The sequence below is a fragment of the Acidimicrobiia bacterium genome (assembly GCA_035471805.1).
Classification (GTDB): Bacteria; Actinomycetota; Acidimicrobiia; order Spongiisociales; family JAHEDJ01; genus JAHEDJ01.
On sequence record DATIPS010000008.1, the window covers coordinates 88,854 to 114,907 of the forward strand.

The following is a 26,054-nucleotide window of genomic DNA, read 5'->3' on the forward strand; positions in this document are numbered from 1 at the left end:
CCGGAGCGTGTGCCGGCCGTGGTGCCGCCGCAACGGCGGCTGCGAAGAAGACCCGGCCCCGTCTTCACCCGGAACTACCGTCGAGTCCGGAGGCACCGCATCCGATGTCGACTGCGGGCGGAGGCGGGCGGGCCAAGCCGGCTATGTGCCGGTGCCGTTTTCCCGATCGAGGTCGATCGCTCCGGCGGCAACGAGGTCTGCTTTCCACCGTTCGACCATATCCCGACCCTGATAGGGGTTGGCTTCGATCCATTGCGCTACGTCCACCGCGGGGTAGCGTTCCCGAATCAGTTCGGCAGTCGCCCGGGCCCGTCGATCGAGCCCCAACTCGACCTGGGCCGCGGTCAGGACGAGCAGAGCCTCCAGGTTGTGTGGTTGGTGCTCGAGAACCATCTCGGCCACGAACGCCGCCTCCTCGACTCTGCCCCCCATGTACAGCGAACATGCCTTGACCGTCGGATACCACGGCTTGTTGACCCCCGTCAGGCGCATGGCAACATCGGTGAGATCAATCGCTTTCTCCCATTGCCCGAGGTATCGCCGGACGCTGCCCTCCAGGCCGAAGGTGACGTCGCAGGTGGGTCTGATGATTTCGACGTTCTCTATGGCCTCCAAAGCTTCCTCGGCGCGACCCTGAGACATCAGAACGGCGGCCTCGACCGTCCGCGCCATACCGGTCGGATCGCCCAGCCCGAGTGCAATCCGAGCCTGGTCTCGCGCCTTGAGCAACATCTGCTCGGGCTCCCGGGACCAGCCGTTGGCTGCGCCCGTCCAGTTCGCAAAGGCGGAAAGCACGTGCCCGTAGGGCTGGTCTGGATGCGAGTCGGCGACCCGGCCGAATAGATCCACAGCCCGAGACCATCCCTCGACTGTGCCGCTCGTCAGGTGGTACCAACCGAGATAGACCTGCTCTATCGCTTCCGGATCGTCCAGATCCGCGTAGAGGCCGGCAGGTTCTCCCACCACCAGGTCAACTTCTATCGCCCGAGCCACCTCATCCGCCAGCTGCTCCGATAGGGCGAACAGGCCGGCCACCGTCGTCGTCCACTTGTGTGACTTGACGACGTTCATGGATGTGACGTCGAAGAGCGTTGCGTAGATCCTGACGTTGTCGCCGGCCTGATGGATTCCGGTCTCGATCATGTAACGGGCGGTTCCCGGTGCGCCGCTACTGCCCAGTTCGGCCTTGGCGTCGATCACGCTCAATTGAGGGACTCTGGTCAGACGATGGATCAGGTCCATCCGGAGTATGCCCGCTGTTGCCCGCACAGATTCGTCCACCATATCGGCATGGATGGGGAGAACCGCGACCGTCGGCGACTCGAGTGCCAGCGGTCTTTGTGCCGATCCGGAGCGACCATCGGCGGGGAGGTCGGCGAACTCATAGACGTCCACTTCCTCCGGAATGTTCTTCAGCCGGCGCTTGCCGAGCGGCTTGAATCGCAGGGCCGGCTCGTCCAGGGCTTGGTAGACCCTCCCGGACACACTGAGCCCTCCGGGAGGGGCTATGGCTTGAATCCGTGCGGCGATGTTCAGGGCATCGCCAAAATACCGACCGTCGGAGACGGCGACTCCACCCTGGTCCATTCCCATGCGAAAGCGTATCTGGCCGGTTCGAGCGCGATCGGCGTTCTTGGATTCGATCTCGTTGGCGATCGCGATGGCGGTGCGCACTGCATCCGTCGCATCATCGAAGACCGCCATGAAGTTGTCGCCGACGAAGTTGACCAGGGTGCCCCCGCTCTCGCCGACTCTATCCTCGACCAGGTCTTTGTAGTCCTCCATGGTCGCCGTCGTGGCCTCGAGGTCGTCGGCAAGGAGCCTGCTGTACCCAACAATGTCTGCGTTGAGAGCCACCATTTCGACCGGAGCTTCGCTCACGGTGGTCCCCCTTTCATCCGATGATCCATCATATGGCGTCCTGCCGGCCGGTGTAAGAGACAGTGCTGGGTAGTGGGCCTCCGATCCAGGAGCGATGCCTGTTCAAAGCGTTGCGTCCCGGATGCTCGAAGCATCATCGGGTGCAGGTTCCTCGAGCGCGGTTGTCAGGAAGAGCCGGCCGTGTCGGGGTGCAATACCACCATCGGGAAGTCGACGCCGCGGCTCTCTCTGTATTTGGGATAGGTGGGATGTAGCTGCTCGTACCGGGCCCACATGGCCTTCCCGCGCTCGCCGTCGACGATCTCGGCAGTGCCCTGAAATCGTCTGCGGCCCACATCGAAGGTCACCCGGGGATCGTCGCGAAGATTGAGCAGCCATGCCGGCTCCCAGTGTCCGGCGTTGGAACTTGCGACAACGAAAGAACCGTCTTGTTCGTCGTAGACGAGAGGCACCGTCCGTTCAAGTCCACTCTTTCGGCCGGTTGTCGTCAGGAGGAGGACCGGGACGCCCCGCAGGGTGCCACCCATCCGGCCTCCCGACCGGCGATACATTGCCCCGTGAGCCGCCCCACCGAATCGCTTTGCCTGGAGGAGCAGTTTGCCCTTGAGAGACCGCTTGTCTACTGCCATTTGGAAAGGATAGCGGGGGTCGGTCCGCGGATGACGCCCCGACTGGGTCAATCCACGACCGTGCCGGCCTTCGGCCGCCCCTATGATCTCAACATGGAGACACTGGTCGACCGTCTCCGTACGTGGGACGACCCGGCGGTTCGCTATCAGGCCCGGCTCGTGTTGGACGGGCTCGAACCGGACACCGCCGATATGCGTACCCTGGCCGAAGAGATCCGCGCCAGTCGGGACTGCAGGGCGGTAATCGAGGGCGGTTTTGTGGACCCGCGCCACCCGTACCGCAAGTGGCAAGGTGCTCACTGGGTCCTCGTGCAGCTGGCCGAACGGGGGCATCCCGGTGGGGATCCACGCCTCGAACAGATCCAAGAGATCGTGTTCTCATGGATCCTGTCGCCGGCGTTCTTGAAGCCGAACTGGACCCTGCATGTCGAAGGACAGCACGATCGGGTCAGGCGCTGTGCCTCGATGGAGGGCAACGTGCTTTGGGCCAGCCTGCAGCTGGGCCTGATCGACGACCGGCTCCGGGCGCTGGCGGATCGGCTCGGGGAGATGCAGTGGCCGGATGGGGGCTGGAACTGTGATGTGCGCCCGCAAGCGCGGCGGTCGTCCTTTGTGGAGACGGTGCTGGGCCTGCGGGGGCTGGCGGCATGGGTGCATGCGACGGGCGACGCGAGCGCCGGCCGGACCCTAGAACGCGGGGTCGGGCTTCTGTTGGAACACCAACTGCTTCTTCATCGCAACGGCGACCTGATCGTGCCGAACTGGGGACCTCCACCCGACCGAATCGGATTCCCCATCCGTTTCTTCGATGTTCTCCTCGTCCTGGAGCTAATGGCCGACATCGACCGCCTCGACGACCCGCGCTGTGAGCGCGCTCTCGATCTGCTGCTCTCCAAGCGGACCCCCGACGGTGGGTTCCCGATGGAGGTGAGACGGGCCCGCACGGCAGGTGAGATCTGCAGCAACTGCACCTTCGCCGGATGGGGTCCTGGTGGGAAGACCCGCACGAACCCCTGGGTGACCATTCGTGCCCTTCGCGTGCTCGAAGCCGCCGGCCGCCGGAAGTGATCAGGGGCGCGGGCTGCGGAAGGTGTTGATGCCTGTGGTTTGAAAACCGTGCTCTTCGCTCCCCGGGGAGTGACACCAGTTGCTTCGCCCACTAGCGTGCCCGTCATGAGGGGATATGACCTGTAGGAGCTGTGGAGCGGAGAATCGCCCCGGAGCCAAGTTCTGTTCCAGGTGCGGCACACCGCAGTCACTGGCGTGCACGTCGTGCCAGTCGCCCCTGGACCCGTCGGATAGCTTCTGCTCAGAGTGCGGAACCCCGACCGGCGGAGACTCCCCGGCGACCGTCTCTCCGGCTCGGGAAATCGCCCCGGATGCCGCGCAATCCGAGGAGCGCAGGTTCATCTCGGCGCTCTTTGTAGACCTCGTCGGGTTCACCCCGCTCACCGAAGCCCGTGATTCCGAAGAAGTGCGGCACATGCTCACCGTCTACTTCGACCGGGCCAGGGAGGTCGTCGACCGCTTCGGCGGAGTGATCGAGAAGTACATCGGCGACGCGGTGATGGCCGTGTGGGGAGCACAGACAGCGCACGAGGACGACGCCGAGCGAGCCGTGCGGGCCGCTCTCGAGCTCATCGATGCAGTCCAGGCGGTGGGGGAGCAGCTCGATCTTCCCGATCTGCGCGCCCGGGCCGGCGTGGTCTCGGGCGAGGCCGTCGTCGGTGGTGACGGCAACGCAACAACGGGCCTCATCGTCGGCGACACCATCAACACCGCCTCGCGTATCCAGTCTTCCGCTGCAGCCGGCGAAGTTCTCGTTGGACGATCGACCAGGGACCTCGCCAGCAGATCGATCGATTTCGAGTCGGTCGGCTCGCTCGAACTCAAAGGGAAGGAAGTACCGGTCGAGGCGTTCAAAGCCGTGCGTGTCGTCGCCGGGATAGGCGGGACGCGTCGGATGGCCGGCCTCGTCCCTCCGTTCGTGGGACGGACGGATGAGCTACGCCTCCTCAAGGACAACCTGCACGCCGTGCAGCGGGACCGCCGGCTGCGCCTGGTCTCGATCGTCGGACAGGGCGGAATCGGGAAGAGCCGGCTGCTCGATGAGTTGTGGAGCTACGTAGACGGTCTCACCGATGACGTCTACTGGCACCACGGCCGTTCGCTCCCGTTCGGCGAGAACGCCGGATTCTGGGCGATCGGTGAGATGGTTCGTCAACGGTGCGGCATAACTGAGGGAGATGACGAGCACAAAACGCGGACCCGTCTGCGTACTGCTCTCGCCGAACTGGTTCCCGACGGCGATGACCGGGCGTGGATGGAGCCCAAGCTGGAGAACCTTCTCGGGATCTCCGAGGCCGTGGCGGAACGGGCAGAGCTCTTCGCTGCGTGGCGAATGCTCTTCACCAACATCGCCGTCCTGGGCCCCGTCGTTATGGCGTTCGAGGATCTTCACCTCGCCGACGACGGCATGCTGGACTTCATCGAGGATCTTGCCGACATTGCCGGAGAGGAACCGATCCTGGTCATATCGCTAGCCCGCCCGTCGCTCCTCGAGCGGCGAGTCGGGTGGGGATCGGGAAGGGCCAGCAGCGTCAGTCTCCACCTCGCACCCCTTGCTCCGCCGACGATTGAGGAACTGTTGCGGGGAGTCGTCCCCGACGCACCGGCGAGTCTCGTCGACCAGCTCGTCGATCGTTCGGGTGGAATCCCTCTCTACGCCGTCGAGATGATCCGCATGCTCATCGCCCGCGAACTCATCCGCCCTCTCGATGATCTTCGCTATGAGATGGTGGGCGAGGTGGGAGACGTGGAGATCCCCGACTCTCTGCACGGCCTCGTGGGTGCCCGTCTCGACCAGTTCGGATCGAGCGCGAGGGCGCTCATCGCCGATGCCGCCATCCTGGGACAGTCATTCCGGGCCGCGGCGCTGGCGTCGCTTCGCGATGAGCCGGAGGAGGCGCTTCAGGAGAGGCTGGCCGAACTCGTTCGCAAGGAGATCCTCAGCCTCAACCGCGACCCGCGCTCGCCCGAACAGGGCCAGTACCAGTTCGTGCAGTCGATCATCCGCGAGGTCGCTCATGACCGGGTGAGCCGCGCCGATAGGGTTCGCCTGCACCAGCAGGTGGCCGCCTTCTACGAGTCCCGGAACGAGCCCGAACTCACCGGGATCATCGCCAGCCACTATCTCGATGCCCTCGAAGCCGCCGGGGATGGTCCCGATGCAGAAGAGCTTCTCTCGCGCGTCATCGCCAGCCTGTTGAATGCCGCAGACCGGGCCGACCTCCTCGGCTCCTACGGCCAAGTAGTCAATCTTTGTCTGCGCGGCGTCGACCTTGCCGGTGATCCGGCCTCGAGGGGCGAGCTACTCACCAGGGCGGCACGCGCCGCCCACTCCGCCCTCGACGAACGGGCGCGGGATCTCGCCCAGCGAGCGGTGACTGAGTTCGACACAGCCGGCAGCCCGCTCGGCCGCGTGAAAGCGGCGGCCGTTTATGCAAAGCTCCTGGACGACGTGGGGGAGTCGAATGATGCCTGGCCGGCGCTGCTGGAGGCACTCGAGGCCGATCCCGGCGAGACACCCGACCACGTGGTGGCGATGGCAGAGCTGGCCCGTGCCTTCATGCTCGACGGTCAGCCCCAGGGAATGGAGTGGACTGAGCGGGCCCTGGCGCTTGCCGAGGAACTCGACATGGTTCCCACCATCGCCGAGCTGTGGGCGACAAAGGGGGCCGGCCTCGGCACGTCCGGGCGCCTGCGCGAGGCGCGTGTCATCCTCATGGCTGCGCTCGATCTCTCTCGCGAACATCAGCTGAGTGCCACCAAGCGCCGAGTGACCGCCAACATCAACTACATCTCCGGGAGTGCTCTCGATCCGTTCGTCGAGGAGCGTATCGAGGACGCCCGCCGCATAGGCGACCAGCGCCTCCTCCTCGAAGCGCTCATCGACAAGGCCGGCCGCTGGCACGTAACCCTCGACATGGACGAGCACTTCGAGACGATGGCGGAGGTGATGGCCTTGCCCATGGATGCGGCAATGGCCGACCAGGTCGAGGAACTGCGGTCCGGCGTCAGCCTCCTGCGCGGTGAAGTGGAGAGTGCGATCGCCTCCGATGAAGAGCGCTGGGAGCGACACGGAACGGGCGATCAGCAGATCCAGTCCAATCGCGAGGTCTCCAGGGCCGTACACGCTTTCTATCGGGGCGACCCGGCGTCCGGCGTCGAGCTTGCCCTGGGGAGCAACCATCGATCACCGATCGGTCACCAGTACAACTGGGCGACGATATTCGCGCTCCGGATGATGGACGCTGAGAAGCTTCAGTTGGTGAGAGGCGCGGAAGCGGATTTGCCCCGACTACCGGTTGCCAACCTCCGTGAGCACTGTCTCGAGGGAGCACTCGCCGCGCTGGCGGGAGACATTGCCGAGGCCGAGGCCCGATTCGAGGCGGCTATCGAGATCGGCGACGGCATCTGGGGTCCCATCTACGGGGGGATGGTGCGGGCGTCGACGCCGCTCTACCTCGGCGGTGATCATCCCAGGGCACGGGAATGGGCGGGTGTGGTCCGCGCCAACTGGGAGAAGGCAGGATTGAGAACCCTGCTCGACCTGTACGCCGAGCCGTTCGCGCTCCTCGAAACGGCGGCTGCCGATACCGCCTAGACGTCCGTCGGTCTGCAGGCTGTGTCCGTCTCGGTGGAGGTGGAGAACGTGAACGGCCGGGTTGCGGCACGATCTCGGAGACGAGTCGATGCTTGTTCGATCGAAACGAGCTGAGTCCGGTGCGCGCTCAGTTTTCGGGCATCCGGTTTGCCAGGCCGTATTGGATGATGGCGTCGTATTGTTCTTTGAGAGCTGTCGCGTAGATGATGTCTTCCGAGTTGTAGGCAACTCGTCGCTCGCTGAAGAGGGGGTCGTCGAGCGGTAGGAAGACGGTCTTCCCGGGCCATGCTTCTGCCATCAGCCTCAGCAACTCGTTGTCGGGTGAGGCGCTCTGCAGAATGTCCCAGGGAGTGCCGCCCGCTCCCGTCTCCAACACGGTCCGGGCCGAACTCAAGCCAACCACGATGATCGAACGCCCGACCACCGTGCTCTCGTGGGCAAGGTAGTCGCCCATCCACTGCTGTTCGGTACCCTTGAGATGCGACTTCTGGGCGTGATGGCCGCCGACGTTGATCACGGTGTTGCACGAGCACGCGGCAACCCGCTTGTCGGTGAGGCGTTTGATGACCTCTTCTCGTGCCCTTGACGCGGCATCGCCGTCCTCGGACCTGATGTCGATGCTTTCCAACTCCACCTCAGCCATCTCGACTACCTCCTCGTACCAGCCGGAGCCCCATGACGCGGTCAACGCCGCACGGCCGGCCTCCAGCGAGGCGAGCAGCGTCTCGATCGTCTCCGTCTGGACGTCCGGTGCGGCGGTGGAGTAGTCGGCTCCGATCGACGCGCCTTCCGGCCCGGGCGCCGGCAGGCTGAGGAGGAGATAGTCGAGAATGGATTGGAAACTCCGGGCTCCTCCGTACCACTCCTCGTTCACATCGATCCCGTGAACGTGGATTCGCTCATCGGGTGGGAGCGTCTCGTTGTATGCGCGGATCGCAGACATCTTTCTTTCATAGAACCGTGGTGGAACCCACTCGGGAACGAGCTGTCCACCCTGGACGTAGTCGTCCAGAAGCCAGCCGACCATCTGCGGTGCTTCGATCAGCAACTGCCGGAAGCCCCGGGAGTGGAGTTCGCCGAGTAGGTCGGCCACAAAGGCCCAGTGTTCACGCAGGTGATGCGTTTCCCCGAGGAGGACGACCTTGTGGTCCCCCAGGAGGTCGACGACTTCTTCGGGGATGGCGGCGCCTTCGAAGGGAATACCGTCTCGTTGCACCACGGCCGACAGTTCGGATGCGGTTACGTCGGCAACCGGGGAACAGCCGAGCATCACAAGCGCGCAGAATAGAGAGAGCAATAGGGGCCGCTGCAACTCTGACCTCCCTGAATCAGCCACCGAAGCCGCGATTCGAATCCTCCATAGCCGGACCGGTCTCAACCAGAGTCAAAAGACTCTTGCCGCAAGGACCAGCCGGCGACCCGAGCCCGGCGCCTCCAGTTGCTTTCCGGGTCATGGCCCCCAGACGAGTCGACCGGGTCGGGCTAGGGCGAAGTCCGCCGCCGAGAGCCGGCGACGATTGCCGATCTGCTATACCCGGGGTTGTGACCAAGATCGCCGTAGTGACCGACTCCGTCGCAACGGTTCCTGAGGAACTGATCGGCGAACTCGGCATCTCCGTCGTGCCCATAATCCTCAACCATGGAGGCCGTTCATACCGGGATGGAGAAGACCTCACCCCGACTCAGTTCTTCCGGCTGCTGCGTTCGAGCGAGGAGCCTCCGGTTACCTCGACCCCATCGGTAGGCGACATCATCGAGGTCTATGAGGCTGCGGCGCGTGGAGCGAGCGGGGTGGTCGGCATTCACCTGAGCTCACGGCTCAGTGCCACCTACGAAACAGCGGTGCTGGCCGGCCGATCGCTCGGGGTGCCGGTCCGCGTCGTCGATTCCCGTACGGCGACGATGGCCGAGGGCTTCGTGGTCATAGAAGCGGCCCGGGCGGCCGCGCTCGGTGACGGCCTGGATGCCGTGGCCGAACGAGCCACCGAGATGGCATCGAGAGTCCGCTTCTACGGCTTCCTCGAGACCCTGGAGTATCTCCACCGGGGAGGCCGGATCAAGGGAGCGGCCGCCTTCATGGGAAGCTTGTTGCAGTTCAAGCCGGTCATTCACATCGTCGACGGGATGATCGAGCCCCATGCGAAACCTCGTACGAGACGCAAAGCGACCGAAACCCTCCTGGACATCATGGCAGGGGAGGTCGGTGACCGTCCGGTCCATGCTGCTGTGGTGCAAGCCGATGCAGCCGACGACGCCGAGGAGTTGAGGGCCCGCGTGGCCGGCGGTTTCAACTGTGCGGAGCTCTATGTTTCCGAGTTGACACCGGTCATGGGTGCCCACACCGGGCCCGGGTTGTTGGGACTTGCCTACTACGTCGACGACTGATCGAGTAGGAAGGCGCCAGAGCTCCGTCCGGGGCTCTATTCGGTTATGTCGTTGAGGGCCTCGATGATGAGCGTCCGGTAGGTTTGAAATGCCTCACGACCTTGCTCGGTCAGGCTCACGGCCGTGTGGGGCTTACGGCCGCGGTAGCCCTTGTCGATGCTCACGTAACCGTGGTCCTCGAGCTTTCTCAGATGGGTCGCCAGGTTGCCCCAGGTGAGGCCTGTGGCATTCACCAGAAACGTGGCATCAGCGGCGTCAACGACGCTCAGCTGGGCAATCAGCCGAAGCCTCGCCGGTGCATGGATGACAGGGTCGATCGCGGCGAAGGGATCAGCAGGGCTGTCGGCCGTCATCGACTCAGACCGCGGCAGTCTGGTCGGGCAGAGGATGGCGGCGAATCAGAGTGACAAACCTGAGAATCCCGACGGAGAATATGATCGTCGACACGGAACCGAACGCTATCGGGAACCCGTGATGCGTGGCCTTGTCGTTCTGCCACAGCAACTCTCCGGCGAGGGGGGCAAGCGCCACCAACAGCCCGTACACCGCGTAGCGCCCGGTGCTGGTGGAGTAGGCGACCAGTGAGAAGATCACCAATCCGGCGAACCCCAGAGTGATGGGGTATGTGAGGCCGGCAAGGTCGACTCGGTTCGACAGCCATCCTGCGCTTGCGGCGATGCCGACTGCCAGAGCCAATGAGTTGACTCCAAGAAGGATCAGGTTGACCCGGCGCAGGCGGGCTTTGCGATCGCCGCCCGGTTCGATGGTCCCGAGCCGCGGAGCGACGACTCGCTCGCGCGTGAAGCGCATGACCAGGTATGTGACATACCAGATCGGGCCGAAGATGGCCGAACTCCAGAAGTCTCCGAGGCTGTCGCTCAGCAGCGGAGCCAGAGCGAACATCGAGAGGAAGGCCGCCATCATGACATCGAAAAGGCCATCATCTCTGGCGGCACGGAAGGTGCGTCTCTCCAGATCGTTCAGCGTGGTCATTGCAAACTCCTGTGAAAAGTACTTTGCAATGCAAAGTATATGAGAAAGAACGGTCATTGTCCAGGGCTTAAACACCCTTGTGCCGTTGGTGAACTCGCCGCTCGGCCGGCTCGCTGCTGATAGTTTGTTAGAGACAGTCTTCCGGCTTCGAGCAAGGGGCGTTTGCGGATGTTCAATGGCCGTTGGGCCGAGGTGTCGGCCAGGATTGTGGTTCTTGCTGTTCTTGGAGCGAGCCTCGGCCTTTCCGCGTGTTCGGAGCCGGAGGAACTCCCAGAGGGCGCAAGGGAGGCGCTGGAAGCCTATTGGGAATCACTCCCGTCTCATTCCGGAGTCGAGAATCGGATTGTCAGGGTCTGGCCCGGAGAGACACCGGAAGAGGTTGACGGCCCGAGCGGCCCGTCGATGGAGACCTGGTGTGTGGAGGCGGAGATGTCCTCCGAAGATGCCCCCTCCGTCGACGGCGAGCTGCTGGTGTGGATTGTCATGCGGGAGAACCGGGAGGCGCGCTGGTCTGCAGCATTGCTGGCAAGCATGTCTTCGATTTGGCCTTACCAGGCGTGCGGGGAAGGTTCCTGGAACCTTGACACTTAGGGTGAGGGGATGAACTCAGGGCTTTACCTCCCCAACTTCGGCTCGTGGGGCGATCCGACCGCCATGGTGTCGTTGGCGATCGAGGCGGAGGAGAGCGGCTGGGACGGTTTCTTCATCTGGGACCACATCGGGGGATTCGAGAACACGATGGTCGACCCCTGGGTCGCGCTCGGTGCCGTCGCACAGGCAACCACCACCATCACCATCGGGACGACCGTTACGCCCGTGCCCAGGAGGCGTCCGCAGAAGCTCGCACGGGAATGCACAAGCGTCGACCGCCTGTCCGGAGGTCGGTTCGTGTTCGGGGTTGGAAGCGGTGAGGGTGCGCCGGAGTTCGACAACATGGGCGAGAACACCGTCCATAGGGAGCGCGGTGCGATGCTGGACGAGGCGCTCGACGTGATCACACAACTCTGGACCGGCGAGCGCGTGACTCATCGCGGCACGTACTACACGGTCGAAGGTGCCAGGTTCCGGCCGGCCCCTGTTCAGAGTCCGCGTATCCCCATCTGGGTCGGAGGCGTCTGGCCCTACACGAGGCCGATGCGGAGAGCCGCTCGCTGGGACGGTGTGATGCCGTTGCTGCGGCTCGATGAGGGCCAGAGCGAGACGGAGGCCCTGCGAGCCTGTGTCACCTACATCTCGTCGCACCGGGAAACGGGGGACCCCTTCGATGTCGTGTACTCGGGCGTCACGCCCGGGGACGATCCGACGAGAGCGGCTGAGATCGTCGGGTCTTTCGCGGATGTCGGCGCAACGTGGTGGCTCGAGCCGATCGCCCCTTACCGCTATGACGAGGGCTTCACCGAACCATGGAATACCGAGAAGCTTCGCGAGCGGGTGCTGGCGGGGCCGCCGAGGATCTGACCGAACCATCCGCCGACGGTCGGTGCGGCTGAGTTTTGAGCGATTGCCACCTCAGCCCCCACAGAAGCAGTGGCGCGAGTGGCCCCTCCGGTCGGAAGTCGGATCAAGGGGATCATCCGGATCATCAACCCGATGAGTCCGCTCCCGCCGGACGACTCACACGGACGATGGGCGTTCTTGGGGAGGGTCCGGTTGAATGAGCGGGAACCGGCTGGGTTCACTGAGCGTCTCAATCCCATGAAGATTCGTGCCCTCAAACCCTTTGACGAGGATGGCGGTTTTCGAGTTGTCCGCCCGTCTTCCGTTCTGGGCCGCATCGCTCTTGTGATGCTCTTGGCCGGATGCGGATCCTCCGGCAGTCCCGGAGTCGATGGGCCGGTGATGCGATATCCCGAGCGATCCAGCAGTCAGGAGGGGATGGCTGCGGAGGTGCGCGGTGTTCTGGAACTCGACGGTGAGTGTCTCTATGTGGCGCTCGACGAGGTCGGTGAACGCTACCCGGTCGTGTGGCCCGCCGGTACCCGATGGGACGCCGACGCCCAGGTAGTGGTCCCGCCCCAGGGTGAGTCGATGGGGGTCGGAGACGAGGTATACGGAGGCGGCGGATATCTCTACGTCGAGGATGTTGAACGTATCGCCGGATCGCAGGCGTCGGCACTCGCCGCCGAGTGCGTCGACAACGCCTACGGTGAGATCGCAGTGGTCAACAACTCCGATACCGCGATAGGTCCGACAGGGTCCTGACGACCGGTCTCCAACACCTCCCCAGGCGAAGGCCGGAGTGGACATGCCTGCCCGAGGGATCTCATCGACATCCGGCCGAGTACTCCCGGCAGGGTTGGGGTAGCATCGGTTGGCAGAGAGGTAGCAGATGAGGCTCTACTTCGCCGGCCCCCTGTTCAGCGTCCAGGAGCGTGAGTTCAACATGCGTCTGGCGGCCTCGATCGAAGCGCTCGGCTTCGACGTCTTCCTTCCGCAGCGAGACGGGTACGAGGGCCCCAAAGACCCTGAGGTAATCAGACGAACTGAGGTGGCTCAGGAGATATTCCAGCTCGACAAGGGCCAGGTTCTGGCGTGTGATGTGCTGCTGTGCATCCTCGACGGACGCGTGCCGGATGAGGGGATGGCCGTGGAGATGGGCCTCGCCTACGCCGACCGTCTTCACCGGAATCAGAGTCGCGTAATGATCGGCCTTTCTACGGACTTCCTACGCGGCGGCACTGCGCTCAATCCGATGCTGGTCGGCGCCTTGGACGAGATCTATTCCGAGGAGACCGCCCTGCTCGAGAGGCTGGGCGAGATCATTCGGGAGTAGGCAGGTAGAGCCTGTCGGCGGACGGGACGTGGGAACCGAGAAGGCATCCGCGACCGGCTGCCGATCGAGTTGCTCGGAGAAGCCGCCCGGCGGCTTTGTACCGATCAGGTGACTTCTTCGCAGGTTGCCGGCGGAACCAGACACCCGTATCTCGAGGACCGCCCCGGCCCCGCGGCAGGAGCGCGGGAACCAGGGCATGGTCGCGCGACGTCTGACAGGGGAATCAAGGAAAGGCAAGGAATCATGAAACGAATCACCGTCCTGCTCGCAGCCGCCCTACTGGTTCTGGCCGCCTGCGGCGAGGGCGACGCCGGCACCGAACAGCCGAATGTCGACCATGCTCCCACCACCCAACCTCCCCAAACGGGAGGCGACACTCCGCTCGCCGGCGATGCGGGTGGGACGATGGCCGAGGGGATGGGCCCCGGCATCAGCGTCGCCGAACTGCTTGCTGCTACGGTCGACGGCCCGTTCCTGGTCAACGGGTACGTGTTCGTCGGCACCGACGGAAGCGTCGTTATCGCCGACGGAATCGCCGAGTCGTATCCACCTCAACCCGCCGGAGCGCAGATCCCGGTCGAGGGAGTCGACCTGATGCAACTTCCCCTCGTCGAGGGTTCCGTCGACGGTGAGATCCCGATATCGTCGTGGACAGAGCAGCCGGTTCAGCTGTCCGGCGACCTCGTCGACGGTGTGTTGGTGGGGAACTCGGTCGCATCAGCCTGAACCGGCGCCGGTGACCCCAGCATCGTGCTCGCACACGCCCGCAGGATGGGCGTGTGCGGGGACGATCACGGGTCGGGCTGCGCCTCATTCCGGCGGAGCTCGGCGATGCTGCGTACCTGGGCGGCGAACTCCGGGAAGTCTCTCAGAACCTGGTCGAACCTCTCACGTTCCAGCGTGTAGAGAGTGCAGTAGTCGACGGCGATGACGGTGTTGGCGCGCGGTTGGCTGGTGAGCAGAGCCATCTCCCCGAAGAATGCCCCATCTCTGAGGGTGGCGATCACCGTCTCCTCATCGGGGCCCAGGACTTCTACCGACCCTTTGTTGATGAAGTAGATCTGATGGCCGATCTGTCCGCGGCGCAGAATCGTCTCTCCCGGAATGCAGACCTGCGGGGCAAGGTGCAATACGAGCTCGCGCAGGAAGGTGTCGCTGGCGCTCTCGAAGAGCGGCACCTTGCGCAGCACCCTGCGGTGCAGATGCAGCGCTATCTCGATATGTAGCGAACTGGGGAGATCGTCGAGAATCTCCGTCTGGTTCCCCATCCGGCTCTCCCAGAGGTAGTTGTAGTAGTCCCGCACCCGGCCTTGGAGCTCACGGGGCACGTCGCGGTCACGCAGGAAGTGGTTGATCTTTTCGATCCGGCCCAGGTGCTGCGAGCGCAGTACATCGATATTGGCCAGCAGGCTGGCGACGTTGCCGATGATGTAGCCGTACATCGCCACGCCCAGGCCCATGACGACCATCGCGTAGAAGACCTGTGGTCCGCCGACCGGGGCGATGTCGCCGTATCCCACCGTGGTCAGCGTGGTGATCGTCCAGTAGAGGGCCTGCTGGTACGGATGCAGTTCCGCGTGCCCGGCTTCGAGACCATCGAGAGCTATCCACCCGCAGGCTATCCAGTGGGAGATCAGGACTATCCAGAAGCAGAAGGAAGCCAGGCGCAGCAGCGCCGGATTGAACGACGTGCGAACCCGCCACTCCCGCTGCAACAAGAGGATGCGAGCTACTCGGAGGACCCGCAACAGCCCGAGCAGCCGAAACACCTGCGCCGTCGAACCCCCGGCGATCCCGGGGGCCACCGCGATGACGTCGAACGGGATTGCGGCCAGCACGTCGACCACGAACCAGGTGCGCAGGTAGCGGCGACGGATCAATGCCGGTTCCGTGACCGTGATGCCCTCCACCAGAATCGGCTTTGAGAACCGCACCGCCACATCACCGGCGAAGAGCAGCGCAGTGATGAGAGACGCCGCTGTGATCCAAACCGCATCGGGCGAGCCGAGTACCACGTCAAGCGGCATCACGGCCGCGACGAAGATCGTCGCGGCCAGCACAGCCGTTTCGCGAGCGCCGAGACCCAACTCGGTCCGGTACAGGCGCAATAGGCCGGTCTTGTGATCCTCCAGGTTGTTCTCCATACACCCCGTCCGCCGGCTGGGATTGCATGCTATCGCCGGTAGCGCCCCGGATGTCGGCTGGCGGAAGACGGCGCAGAATGGGGGCTGCGGGTTGCCCCGTCGGGGTCCACCGCCCAAGTCGTGTCGAGCCTCGTCCGGAGAGGTCGGAGGAAGGGGATCCGTCCTGGTGTTGCGGCGTCTGGAGGTGGCTCCCGCGTCCACGCCGCGCGGCACGTAGAGTCAGTGGCCACGATCGCGGCAAGACTGGGGAACCGTGCGATATTCAGACTGGGAAGCTGTAATCCGAGCCGCCATGGTTCCGGCCGCGAGCTACCTCGCTTCACTGCCCGACCGTCCGGTGTATCGACCCACCGATCCCGAAGAGATACGAGCACTACTCGCGGGTCCTCTACCTGAGGACGGGACGGACCCCGAGCAAGTGGTCGCGGCGCTTGCCCGTGACCTCGAACCCTATTTGAGTGCCCACTCGTCGGGTCGCTACTTCGGCTTCGTGATCGGCGGCCTTCACCCGGCAGCCTACGGCGCCGAACTGCTCGCCTCCACCTGGGACCAGAATGCCGGGTTGTATGCCGTCGCCCCGGGGGTGGCAATCGCCGAAGAGGTAGCGGAGGGCTGGATTCTTGATGCCCTCAATCTCCCCAGCAGCGCCTCGGTTGGGTTTGTGACCGGAGGACAGATGGCCACCTTCACATGTCTGGCGGCCGCCCGCCACCATGTACTCCGCGAGATCGGATGGGACGTCGAAGCTGATGGACTCCAGGGAGCGCCCAAAGTCAACGTCGTTGTCAAGACCGAGCGGCACTCGACGGTGCCTCGAGCTTTGCGCCACCTGGGTTTGGGCGACTCGACCGCCATCGAGGTACCTTCGGACTCACAGGCCCGAATAGACCCAGAAGCTCTGGAGCGAACACTATTGGACCTGGAGGGACCGACGATTGTCTGTGTCGAGGCCGGCAACGTCAATCATGGGTCCTTCGACGACTTTCAGGCGGTGGCAGACATCGCCGACCGGCACCGCGCGCGGGGCAACCCGAGCTGGGTTCACGTAGACGGAGCGTTTGGGTTGTGGGCGCGCGCATCCACTGCTCTCATACATCTCACCGACGGGTTGGAACGGCTGGATTCCTGGTCGACTGATGCCCACAAGATGCTGAATGTCGGGTACGACTCGGGGCTGGCCATCTGTAGACACTCGGCAGCCCACCGGGCCGCCATGAGCGTGCACGCCGCGTACCTCATCCAGGCCGACGGCGAGGTGAGGGACCAGATGGATTGGAACCCGGACTTCTCGAGGCGTGCACGAGGGCTCGGAGTCTATGCCGCGTTGCGATCTCTCGGCCGGTCCGGTGTTGACGACATGATCAGTCGAACCTGGCGGCTGGCGCGATTGTTCGCCGATCGCCTGTCGGCGAGTGGTCTGGTCGAGGTCGTCAACGATGTGGTCTTCAACCAGGTTCTCATTCGCTGGCTTGCGCCCGACGGCGATCAGGATGCGTTCACCGACAGCCTGCTCGCCCGGGTCCAGGCCGACGGCACGGCGTTCTTCAGCGGTACGACATGGAACGGGAAGCGGCACATGCGGATCTCCGTGGCCGACTGGGCAACAGATGAGTCGGACGTCGAGAGGGCGGTAGCAGCGCTTCTGCGTTGTGCGGGTTGAGAAGCCCCGTTCTCGGCCGGTTCTCTGGAGTGTGGCCGTGGTGGTGGCGATTCTCCCGTCCAGCCGGTGCCGACCACATCGGAGAGCAAGGCGACCGGATGCCGCACGCCCGGAACGTCGGTGACGTTCAGAGTATGCGGGCCAGCAGCCGGAGGCGGGTGGCCAACCGGCCCAACGCGAAAGATGCGGCGATTCCGAGCGAGGCAACGATGGCGAACTTCCACTCAGGCGAGAAGTTGAGCGATCGCATCGCCACGCTCAACAGGACGACAACGGGCGGGTGGATCAGATAGGCGGCATAGGAGGCCCGGGCGAGCGACGCGGCCAGCGGGCCGGCACGGTTCCATCGCCGCCGGAACCACTCCATCATCCAGAGCGACATGCCGACCGCGATGACCGCCTCGATGATCGGCAGGAGCGCCGCTTTGGCCGTGAGCCCGCCCGTGAAAGCCAGGTCAGGGTCCGTAGGGTCGATCGCGGCGAGCACACCGAGCATCATCACGACACCCGCGATCGTCATCCCGCCGCAGGCTCGTCGCAAGCGCTCGGGCACCCCTGCGGCGAACCAGCCTCGCTCTCCTGCGACCGTGCCCAGGGCGAAGAGGGCGACCATCTGCGGTGTTTCCCACAAGTTCATCCCGAATACGGCGTTCGAAGCGAAGGGCCACACGAGACGAACGAGATAGGTCGCCAGTGCGATGAACGTGCCGACGGCTGCAAGATGGCGCCGGCTCAGACCGTCGCCCGGGTGACGCCCACCCGACCGGTGTCTCCATGCCGCGTACATGAGAGAGAACGCGAGGAGGGTGGCGATGAACCATGCCGGTCCGAGATCGGCATCTTCGCGCCACCATCTATCGAGGTAGCCGACAAATCCTTCGCTTCCCTCGCCCATCCCCCGGTATCCGAGGTAATCGGTGACCGGGTCGACGACGGCCACGAACAGCACCACCGGCAGCCCCAGACGCAACAACCGATCGAGAACGAAACGGCCGGGGCCCTTGCGTTGAAACGAAGCAGGGGTGAAGAGGCCGGCTACCAGGAACAGGAGCCCCATGCCGAACAGCAGCCCCATTCCCAGCACCGCCCATCCGACCATCTGGACGAACTCGCTGTCGGTTCGTTCCATGTAGTACCAGTCGATGTCCACGACGTAGGCGGTTCCGACATGGGCGGCGATCACGCCGGCGATCACCGTAACACGGAGGTTGTCGATCCATGCCAGCCGTGCTTGCGCCGGCGCCTGCTCGGTTTCCTCCGGTCCTTGGGAAGCGACCATGACACCACGAAAGCTACTTGGCGGCATCGGAGCCGGTAGAGCAGATCTCCTGCCGGATCAGGAGCAGCGGGTGCTTTTGCCCCATGCCGGATTCGTGCCGGCCTGGAAGTCGATCTCCTCGAAGAGCCCGTGCCGCCGGGCAGCAGGGAGCGCCACCGGCTTTGCACGACTCGTCTCCGATGGCGAACGGGCCCGATCAGTCTCCACCGGATTCGTCCTGAAAGATCTGGAGGGCGCCGCCTTCCCACCTGGCCCGGAAGTCGGAGGTGTGACTCTCGCTGTCGAATCGGATTCTGACCTCGACGGGTCCTGTGGCTCTGCGGTCGGTGCTGTACCCGGGTTGAGGGATTGCAGACACGAACGTGACCACGCCCGGCGAGTAGCTGATGGTGACCACGCCGCCGACCAGCGTGTAGCTGGCCGTTTCCGCCGGTGCCGGGGGTGGAGCCGTCGACGAGGCAGCCGGCGCGGTAGTGGTGGTAGATGATGACTGAAATGCGGTCGTTTGGGTAGTGCCCGGGGTCGTCCCTGTGGTCGAGGTCGACGAACCGGTGACTTCTGATTCGGGTCCGACGACCGAAGCGCTCGTCGGATTCACCGGAGCCGCACTGGAGGTAGAGGCCGCAGCCGTCGGGATCTCAACGCTGGGCTGGATTACCGTGTTGCGCACCCGGGCAACCGCTCCCCAGGAGAAAGCAAGGGCAATCGTGACGGCCAGTGCCCAACCCGCTGCGAGCTTCATCCACTTCGGCATGACACAACTATCGCAGGTCTCCCGTTAGGGCTCTCTCCGAGAAGCGTTAGGGAAATCTCAATTCGGCCGGATCACATGGTTGTGGGTCGCGATTCGGCAATAGGATGCTTTTATGTCGTCGATCCTGATTATCGAAGATGACCAATCGATCAGGCAAGGCCTTGCCAAGTTCCTGGCCGGCGAGGGCCACTCGGTCGAGTCGCTGTCCTCGGGAATGGAAGGTGTTCAGCGCACTGCTGAGGGCGGACTGGATGTGGTGATTCTCGACCTCGGGCTGCCCGATATCGACGGGGGTCAAGCACTCAAGATGATCAGATCGATCAGCGCCGTTCCCGTCATCGTTGCGACCGCCCGCGACGAGGAAGGCGAGATCGTCCGTATCCTCCGTGACGGCGCCGACGATTACGTCGTCAAGCCTTTCTCGGGTGCTCAACTGCAAGCCCGAATCGAGGCCGTCATGCGACGGGTCGAGAGCGGGACTGTTCGCGGGCCGATGATCGTGGGCGAACTCACGGTTGATGTCGGGCAGCGGGTTGCGACTCTCGACGGTGACCTCCTCGACCTGACGAGGAAAGAGTTCGACTTCCTTGCTTATCTCGCCGAACGGGCCGGAGTCGTCGTTTCCAAGCGCGAGCTCCTGGCTGAAGTGTGGAGGCAGCCGTACGGCGGTGCGGATAAAACGGTAGACGTCCATCTGTCGGTCTTGCGTCGCAAGTTGGGGGAGAGTGCGGCCGAGCCGCGCTACCTTCAGACCGTTCACGGTGTCGGCATCAAGCTCGTGAACCCTGATTCGTGAGGCGCTGGCTCTCCCTGTACGCGTTGTCGATCACGTCGATCGTGATCATCGCCTTCCTGGTGCCGCTGGCCGTGCTGATCCGTGATCTGGCTGTGGATCGGGCGATGAATGCCGCCGAGCGTGAGGCTCAGACCGTGGCTCGCTTCGCGTCGACCATCGATGACTCGCCGGAATCGATCGCGGCGCTCGAGAATACGCTGGCGGCTGCACCCGGCACCTCGGTGATGCTCTCCGACGGGACCGTGCTGGGGGCATCCCTGCCGGCCGGTGTCGATCTGGCAGCGGCCCGGGAGTTGGGCCAGGCCTACCGGCAGTCACTCGACGAGAGCGAAGCGGTGGTGGTGCCGGTGTTGCGGGGAGCCGGTGCTCCTTGGGTCATTGTCATTGCCGTTCCCTCCGCGTCTCTCACCGAGGGCGTGGCGTCGGCGTGGCTGGTGCTCGGCGCGCTCGGGTTGGGACTGATCGGATTGGCGTTCGTCGTCGCCGATCGGATGGGCAGGGCCGTCGTCAAGCCGATCAGAGACCTCGTTGAAGCGACCCATCGATTGGGCAAGGGTGAGCTGACGGTGGCGGTGGATCCTGGTGGCCCGAGCGAACTGGCAGAAGTCGGAGCGGCCTTCAATACGCTGACGGGGCGGGTGAGCACGCTGATGGATCGGGAAAGGGAGACTGCTGCCGATATCTCGCACCGGCTTCGGACGCCGCTCACTGCTCTCAAGCTCGATATAGAGGCGTTGGGCAAGCACGTTGACGTGAGCCGGCTTCACCACGACGTGGACGAACTCGAGCGAGTCGTGAGCCACGTCATCAACGAAGCCCGCCGATCGGTGCGGGAAGGCGTAGGCGTGGTTGCCGATCTGGTCGAGATCGTCGCCGAACGGGCGGAGTACTGGGGCTGGCTGGCAGCCGATCAGGACCGTCGATGGATCCTCGACATCGAGGTCCGGCGGGCTTCGGTGAACGGGCATTCCGGTGATTTCGAGGCGATGCTGGACGCTTTGCTGGGCAATGTCTTTGCCCATACCCCGGCCGGCACCGGATATCGCATCATTCTGCGCGAGCCGGAGCGCGGTTTGGTTGAGCTGGTGGTCGCCGACCAGGGGCCCGGGATTGCCGACGAAGGGTTGCTGGAACGAGGGGCGAGCGGGGGCCGGTCGACCGGCCTGGGAGTTGACATCGTCCGCGGAACGGCAGAGGCAGCCGGTGGCAAGGCCCACTGGGAGTCGGGCGATCCCGCCGGGACGCTGGTGCGCGTTGTCCTGCCGGAGGCCGGCAGCAGCCCGGCTCCACTCCGCTAGCCGGGTCCCTCCAACCCCTGTCCAGAAAAGAGGTTTTCCTAACCAACCGCGGAGGACCCTCAAACACCGGCTCGGGCATTCTGACTCCAGCATCCGCTCTATGAAGGAGACTGAAGAATGTCCAGACGAATTGCAGCACTCCTCGCCACCGTCGTGGCGGGGCTCATGGCGGTCGGAATCGCGAATGCAGCAATCGGCCCGGCAACCGACGACTCGACGTCGACGACCTCGATCACCTCGTCGACTGCACCCTCCGTCACCGGCGGTGTCGAAACCGGGGTCGCCGATGACAGTGTGGGAAACGGAAGCACGTCGACGACGGTCCCGGATGATTCGGGTAGCACGTCGACGACGACTCCGGATGATTCGGGTAGCACGTCGACGACGGTCCCGGATGATTCGGGTAGCCCGTCGACGACGGTCCCGCCGGCCGCCGACGACGGTGCATCCTCGGCGACGTTCAACGCCGGGGACGGTGGCACTGTGACGATCGCTTCGAACGGTTCGAGCCTCACCATCACTTCGGTCGACCCGGCGCCCGGGTGGTCGTTCGAGATCGAGGTTTCCTCGGGTGTCGAGGTCGAAGCCGACTTCCGCAACGGCACCCGACGCATCCAGTTCAATGCCCAGCTCGAAGACGGTGAGGTTCGCGTCAGGGTCCGTTCCGACAACAGCGGCTAGCCGTAACGAGCGAGTTGTCTCCCACCGATCACCCCGGGCCGCTCCTTCACAGGGCCCGGGGTGATACGCGTCGGCCCGGATTCCCCGGACGCAGACGTCCGGCGGGCAACGTCCATCCATCGGGCCCGGGCATCTCCGAATGCGATCAAGTTCGACCGGGCGACATGGATGGAGTTGCCGCCGGGGCCGTCTTCGTACCGACACCGGAGGTGGCTCGTCGTGCCGCCGGGTCGGCTGTCGGGTGGATCGGTGGGCGAAGGCTTCCGGATCTGCCGGTGGAGGTGTTTGCTCAAGTTCCGACGGGCATTGCCCGATCATATTCGGGTGGACGGGGACGGTTGCCGCCGGCCAAGAGCGACTTCGGGAAGGATCCTATGCCCGACATCGACGATCTCCAGACCGAGTACGACGAACTGACACGGACGATCCGGCGTCAGAACGAACTGCGTGACTCGGGAAGTGACGACTACGACTGGAACAAGCTCGACGACGCCATCAACCGTCGCAATCAGGTGCAGCGTTCCATCGAGGAGACCGGCCGCACCCCGGGTGGCGATCGGCCACCCACGGATTCTCCCTCCGGTGGCGATGCCTCTTCGGCCCCCAGCGAGCCACCTCTCAGGGCGCCCGATCCGGGCGAATCGACGATCGATCAACTCGAGCATCAACTGGGGCAACTCCGAGACAACCCGCCGCATCCGGGTGTGCGGATGGAGGACGGCAAGGTCGTCGGCGGTACGGCGGAGGACTTGCAGGAACAGCTCGAGTGGCGCGCTCGGGTCGACCGTCTCGACCACGAGCTGACCGCTGCCCAGGCCGACAAGGCATGGGCAGAAGCCGGAGGTCCCGACGGATTCACCGATGCCGAACTCGAAGGGATCGAACGGGCCGGCGAGAAGATCGACGGCATACAGGACAGGCTCGACGCCGTCCAAAGCCGGATCGACGGTTTGAACGCCCGGTTGGATGAAGCCAGGGGTGTCCTCGACGGCCAGACTGCCCAGGGCGGCGGTCCGAATGCTGCCGGAGGGGCAGCGATCGCGGTCGGTGCCCGGATCATGGGTGAGTTGCGTGACCTCGAGGCGCAGAAGGCTGCCGTCCAGCAGGAACTGAACGATGCTCTCGAAGCCCTGGCCACCATCATTCGCACTCGGGTCCGCTCCCAACTCGAGGGAAGCGGCCTCGAGGTCGGGCTTCCCGGTGACCGGAAGGGTCGGGCTGCGGTGGAAGAGGCATTCCTGCGCCGGGTCTATCGGCGGCTGGGACTGGACTACCTGCCGAATGGTGCCCCGGGACTTCTGCGCGGACTGTCCGGCGCCCAGAGTCGGCGGCCCGAAGCGCGCTTTGGCATTCCCGCCCTCGCAGCCATTGCGGCCCTCATCGCAATCGGTCTCGTGGTCCTGTTCCTGGTGAGCCGGGATGACGTCTCGACACCCGTTGTCGCAATCTCTCCAACGACCCAGTCGACGGAGGAAACCTCCGCGGTCGCAGTTGAGACGCCGACCAGTGCGTCCGTCGTCATTCCGGCGGATGGCGCTGACGTGACCGGTACCGACGACAAGGCCCTCCAATCCACTTCCCCCGCCGTGGCGACGAGCATCGGAATCCCGTACTCCTGTGCCGAGGTGATCCATTCTTCGCTCGTCGGGTTCTCCAACTCACTCAGCTATTTCATGCTCTCGATGCTTGTCGGCGGTGTCGATGGAATCATCCCCGAAGGGACCACCCTGACGGTCGATGCCGGCGGACTTGCACCCAACAGCGCACCGATCAGAGGGTATCTGGCCGACGTGCCGATCCCGATCGACCGCTACGGCTCCTACCCGGTGACGTCGATCACCGCCGAAGGGCCTGATGGACCCATCGAGGTCCAGTTCCTGATCGAACCCGTAATCGTGGACTCCTCCGAGGGTTCGGTCGGCGATTGCGAACCTCCCGCTGAGGCGCTGGCTTCCGGCAGAGGTTTGGCAGGCGGGTTCGGCGGTGAACTCTGGTTCGGTGATGGGCCGCTCTCAACACCCGATGAACCCACCGACGACGATGACACCCCGGATTTCCAGGTATTTCTCGACAGTCTCGACATCGCCCACCAGTCGGGCGATGTCGATGCTCTTCTGGGATCATTGGATCAAGCCACCATCGATCGCTACGGCTCTGATCAGTGTCGAGCATACGTGGAGCAGGTGGCGGGGAGCTTCGCCGATCCGACGCTGGTGAGCGCCGGTGCCGAACCATGGGACTACCTCACCGACGGGGTCTCGACGAACGTCCCCGATGCGTGGAATCTGCTCATAGATGTGACGCTGGGAGGAACCAGGCAACAGGTCCCCATGCACGTCCGTCCCGTCGATGACCAGATCTACTGGTTCACCGACTGCGGTCAACCGTCGGGCTAGGGCGCCGGGCTGCCCGAGAAGGACCTGGATCTGGTCTTCGACCGGCACAGTTGTTGCGAGCCGCGCCGCTCTCCAATCGAACCGCAACCAGAGGGTGAGTCCCGTCCGGGGGTTCCTTCGCCGACCCGGAAAGGATCCCGCCGATACGCGGGAGGACCCTCGTTCACGCGGCCGGATCGCGCGACCGCCGAAAGTGTCCACTCGCCATGAGCACCTTCAGTTCGTGCGCTCCACGATGCGCAAACTCCAGCGTCGATCCAACGACGCGTCCGCCCGGTCGCCTCGATGGCCCGCCATCGCCCATCGAAAAAGGTCGCAATCCAGTCGCCGAAGCGTCTGCCCGGGAGCCGGAACGGGCGTGCCTCGGTACCTTTCTCCAGGATCCCGCCCCCCAAGGCTTCACAGCAATGCTCGATAGGCGTAGGGTTGAAGCCCTCACGGTGATGGGAGGATTTGTGAGTCTTCCACCCGTTCGGCTGAACGTGGTTGGCCTCGAGCCGGCATCTTTCCGAGGTGCCGTTGCGTTTCAGGTGTGGCCCGGATCTCTCCCTCGTCGGTGGGTTTCGGCGTGAGTCTCTTGCGGAGGTGTGGCAGCCATGGCTGACGACAAGGACAGGCCGCGGTCTAGTAGAGATCGTGTGAGCGATGCGTGGAAGTGGGTCGGCTCCGATGATTCGAACGCCGGAGGTCCTGACGAACCAGAGTCAGAGTCTGATGGTGCCGGTGACTTCGACGTCGGGGAGTACCTCCGTTCCGTCGAGTTGGCCGCCGGCCAGACAAGGGCGGATGAGGGTTCCGCCGGGGGATTCGAAAGTGAGTCCGAGGCCGAGCCATTGGCACGGACCGTTCCGATCCACTACGACGCCTCGCCGCCACCCGGCGGTGGGACAGAAGTGCCGGGGCAACCCGTCGCGAAGGGATCCAGGCTGAAAGGGGCCGGGATTCGCAGATTGGTTTGGGTGGCTGCAGTCGCGATCTTTGTCTTCGCCCGCGGCGGGTTCGCCGCCGATCTTCTAGGTGACCCGACGGGCGAACAAGTACTTGACTCCTTGGAAGCGGAAATGACTGCCGGCGGTATCTCCGACGAGGCGTGGAACTGTATTGAATCCGGCCTGAGGAGTGGTGGCTACGTCGACGTCCTCAACGATGCGAGCGTGTCGGAGATAGAAGAGGCTCTGGAATCGCGTTCTGCGTCGCCCCCGCCGGAACTCATCAGTTTCCGCGAAGGTTTCGATATGTACGCCAATCCCGCCCGTTCAACGTCATGCCTAACCGCAGAAGAGGCTTCGGCACTGGCTGTCTCAGTGGGGGCCGCCGCCGGCGACGGTCCCGCCGCATTGCAGAGGGTGGTCCCGGGTGTTGATCTCCCCGAAGGCGTTGCAGGATTGGTTGTGGGGGTTGTGACCCTCGATGCCGACGTGGACGGCGCCGTGCTGATGGCACCGGGTGCAGTTCTTGACTGCGACGGTCATGCGATCCGAGGTAACTCCTCACTAGTGGGCGTCGCCATGGCCGACGACTCAACGGTCCGCAACTGTTTCGTCTCCGGGTTCAACACGGGTGTCGGGCTCAGCGGAACGAACGGGGCGGTGGTCGAGAATGTTGAAGTGACGGACAGCCGAATCGGCTTCTACCTCGTCAACGGGACGACCAACGCAACGATCACAGCTTCGAACTCAACCGGCAACGAGATCGGATTCCTGTTCGAACCGTCGGTTT

Annotated in this window: 23 protein-coding genes; 14 read left to right on the forward strand and 9 right to left on the reverse strand. The window is 64.3% G+C overall.

The features are described 5' to 3' along the window. Window positions 1-141: 141 nt before the first annotated feature. A complete protein-coding gene (locus VLT15_01900) occupies window positions 142-1,881 on the reverse strand; it encodes an adenylate/guanylate cyclase domain-containing protein (protein HSR43969.1) in 1,740 nt (579 codons plus the stop codon). Window positions 1,882-2,045: 164 nt separating this feature from the next. Further along, entirely contained in the window at window positions 2,046-2,510 is a 465-nt protein-coding gene (locus VLT15_01905) for a nitroreductase/quinone reductase family protein (GenBank protein ID HSR43970.1), read from the reverse strand. A 93-nt stretch (window positions 2,511-2,603) separates the two neighbouring features. Between VLT15_01905 and VLT15_01910 the strand changes: the two genes are divergently transcribed. Continuing rightward, window positions 2,604-3,578 (forward strand): hypothetical protein, encoded by a 975-nt coding sequence (locus VLT15_01910; protein ID HSR43971.1) that lies wholly within the window; start codon window positions 2,604-2,606, stop codon window positions 3,576-3,578. 241 nt (window positions 3,579-3,819) lie between these two features. On the opposite strand, the gene VLT15_01915 is transcribed toward VLT15_01910, so the two are convergent. Then, window positions 3,820-3,993 (reverse strand): hypothetical protein, encoded by a 174-nt coding sequence (locus VLT15_01915; protein HSR43972.1) that lies wholly within the window; start codon window positions 3,991-3,993, stop codon window positions 3,820-3,822. Between VLT15_01915 and VLT15_01920 the strand changes: the two genes are divergently transcribed. Continuing rightward, window positions 3,919-7,176, forward strand: coding sequence for an adenylate/guanylate cyclase domain-containing protein (locus tag VLT15_01920; protein HSR43973.1), 3,258 nt, complete (start codon window positions 3,919-3,921; stop codon window positions 7,174-7,176). The two genes, VLT15_01915 and VLT15_01920, sit on opposite strands and share 75 nt — an antisense overlap. Before the next feature lie 127 nt (window positions 7,177-7,303). Here VLT15_01920 and VLT15_01925 read toward each other — a convergent pair whose 3' ends face one another. After that, window positions 7,304-8,488, reverse strand: coding sequence for a hypothetical protein (locus VLT15_01925; GenBank protein ID HSR43974.1), 1,185 nt, complete (start codon window positions 8,486-8,488; stop codon window positions 7,304-7,306). Between the two features lie 230 nt (window positions 8,489-8,718). Here VLT15_01925 and VLT15_01930 point away from each other — a divergent pair, with 230 nt between their 5' ends. Further along, a complete protein-coding gene (locus tag VLT15_01930) occupies window positions 8,719-9,561 on the forward strand; it encodes a DegV family protein (GenBank protein ID HSR43975.1) in 843 nt (280 codons plus the stop codon). 35 nt (window positions 9,562-9,596) lie between these two features. Here the strand turns inward: VLT15_01930 and VLT15_01935 are convergent, their stop codons facing one another. Further along, window positions 9,597-9,914, reverse strand: coding sequence for a transcriptional regulator (locus tag VLT15_01935; protein HSR43976.1), 318 nt, complete (start codon window positions 9,912-9,914; stop codon window positions 9,597-9,599). A gap of 4 nt (window positions 9,915-9,918) precedes the next feature. After that, window positions 9,919-10,554: a hypothetical protein gene (locus VLT15_01940; GenBank protein HSR43977.1), complete on the reverse strand. Its 636-nt coding sequence runs from the start codon at window positions 10,552-10,554 to the stop codon at window positions 9,919-9,921. 402 nt (window positions 10,555-10,956) lie between these two features. Here VLT15_01940 and VLT15_01945 point away from each other — a divergent pair, with 402 nt between their 5' ends. The 5 genes from VLT15_01945 to VLT15_01965 all read left to right on the forward strand — a co-directional run bounded on the left by VLT15_01945 (window position 10,957) and on the right by VLT15_01965 (window position 14,053). After that, window positions 10,957-11,145, forward strand: coding sequence for a hypothetical protein (locus VLT15_01945; protein ID HSR43978.1), 189 nt, complete (start codon window positions 10,957-10,959; stop codon window positions 11,143-11,145). A gap of 9 nt (window positions 11,146-11,154) precedes the next feature. Beyond that, window positions 11,155-12,012, forward strand: a complete 858-nt coding sequence (locus tag VLT15_01950) for an LLM class flavin-dependent oxidoreductase (protein HSR43979.1) — start codon at window positions 11,155-11,157, stop codon at window positions 12,010-12,012. Window positions 12,013-12,249: 237 nt separating this feature from the next. Continuing rightward, window positions 12,250-12,756: a hypothetical protein gene (locus VLT15_01955; GenBank protein ID HSR43980.1), complete on the forward strand. Its 507-nt coding sequence runs from the start codon at window positions 12,250-12,252 to the stop codon at window positions 12,754-12,756. Between the two features lie 127 nt (window positions 12,757-12,883). Then, on the forward strand, window positions 12,884-13,327 hold the full coding sequence (locus VLT15_01960; protein HSR43981.1) for a nucleoside 2-deoxyribosyltransferase: 444 nt from the start codon (window positions 12,884-12,886) through the stop codon (window positions 13,325-13,327). Between the two features lie 243 nt (window positions 13,328-13,570). Further along, window positions 13,571-14,053 carry a hypothetical protein gene (locus tag VLT15_01965; GenBank protein HSR43982.1) on the forward strand — a complete coding sequence of 161 codons (483 nt, stop codon included), beginning with the start codon at window positions 13,571-13,573 and terminating at the stop codon, window positions 14,051-14,053. A 65-nt stretch (window positions 14,054-14,118) separates the two neighbouring features. Here the strand turns inward: VLT15_01965 and VLT15_01970 are convergent, their stop codons facing one another. Next, entirely contained in the window at window positions 14,119-15,471 is a 1,353-nt protein-coding gene (locus VLT15_01970; GenBank protein HSR43983.1) for an ion transporter, read from the reverse strand. Window positions 15,472-15,724: 253 nt separating this feature from the next. Between VLT15_01970 and VLT15_01975 the strand changes: the two genes are divergently transcribed. Continuing rightward, window positions 15,725-17,131, forward strand: coding sequence for a pyridoxal-dependent decarboxylase (locus VLT15_01975; protein HSR43984.1), 1,407 nt, complete (start codon window positions 15,725-15,727; stop codon window positions 17,129-17,131). A 127-nt stretch (window positions 17,132-17,258) separates the two neighbouring features. On the opposite strand, the gene VLT15_01980 is transcribed toward VLT15_01975, so the two are convergent. Next, window positions 17,259-18,410 (reverse strand): acyltransferase, encoded by a 1,152-nt coding sequence (locus VLT15_01980; protein ID HSR43985.1) that lies wholly within the window; start codon window positions 18,408-18,410, stop codon window positions 17,259-17,261. 196 nt (window positions 18,411-18,606) lie between these two features. Next, window positions 18,607-19,164, reverse strand: coding sequence for a hypothetical protein (locus VLT15_01985; GenBank protein HSR43986.1), 558 nt, complete (start codon window positions 19,162-19,164; stop codon window positions 18,607-18,609). Window positions 19,165-19,276: 112 nt separating this feature from the next. Between VLT15_01985 and VLT15_01990 the strand changes: the two genes are divergently transcribed. The 5 genes from VLT15_01990 to VLT15_02010 all read left to right on the forward strand — a co-directional run. Beyond that, window positions 19,277-19,960 (forward strand): response regulator transcription factor, encoded by a 684-nt coding sequence (locus VLT15_01990; GenBank protein HSR43987.1) that lies wholly within the window; start codon window positions 19,277-19,279, stop codon window positions 19,958-19,960. Then, window positions 19,957-21,258, forward strand: a complete 1,302-nt coding sequence (locus VLT15_01995; GenBank protein ID HSR43988.1) for a HAMP domain-containing sensor histidine kinase — start codon at window positions 19,957-19,959, stop codon at window positions 21,256-21,258. The genes VLT15_01990 and VLT15_01995 overlap by 4 nt, the downstream gene beginning before the upstream one ends. 117 nt (window positions 21,259-21,375) lie before the next feature. After that, a complete protein-coding gene (locus VLT15_02000) occupies window positions 21,376-21,939 on the forward strand; it encodes a hypothetical protein (protein HSR43989.1) in 564 nt (187 codons plus the stop codon). A gap of 374 nt (window positions 21,940-22,313) precedes the next feature. Beyond that, window positions 22,314-24,335 (forward strand): hypothetical protein, encoded by a 2,022-nt coding sequence (locus tag VLT15_02005; GenBank protein ID HSR43990.1) that lies wholly within the window; start codon window positions 22,314-22,316, stop codon window positions 24,333-24,335. 596 nt (window positions 24,336-24,931) lie between these two features. Beyond that, window positions 24,932-26,054, forward strand: a 1,123-nt coding sequence (locus tag VLT15_02010; protein ID HSR43991.1) for a right-handed parallel beta-helix repeat-containing protein, incomplete at its 3' end; no start/stop codon positions are given.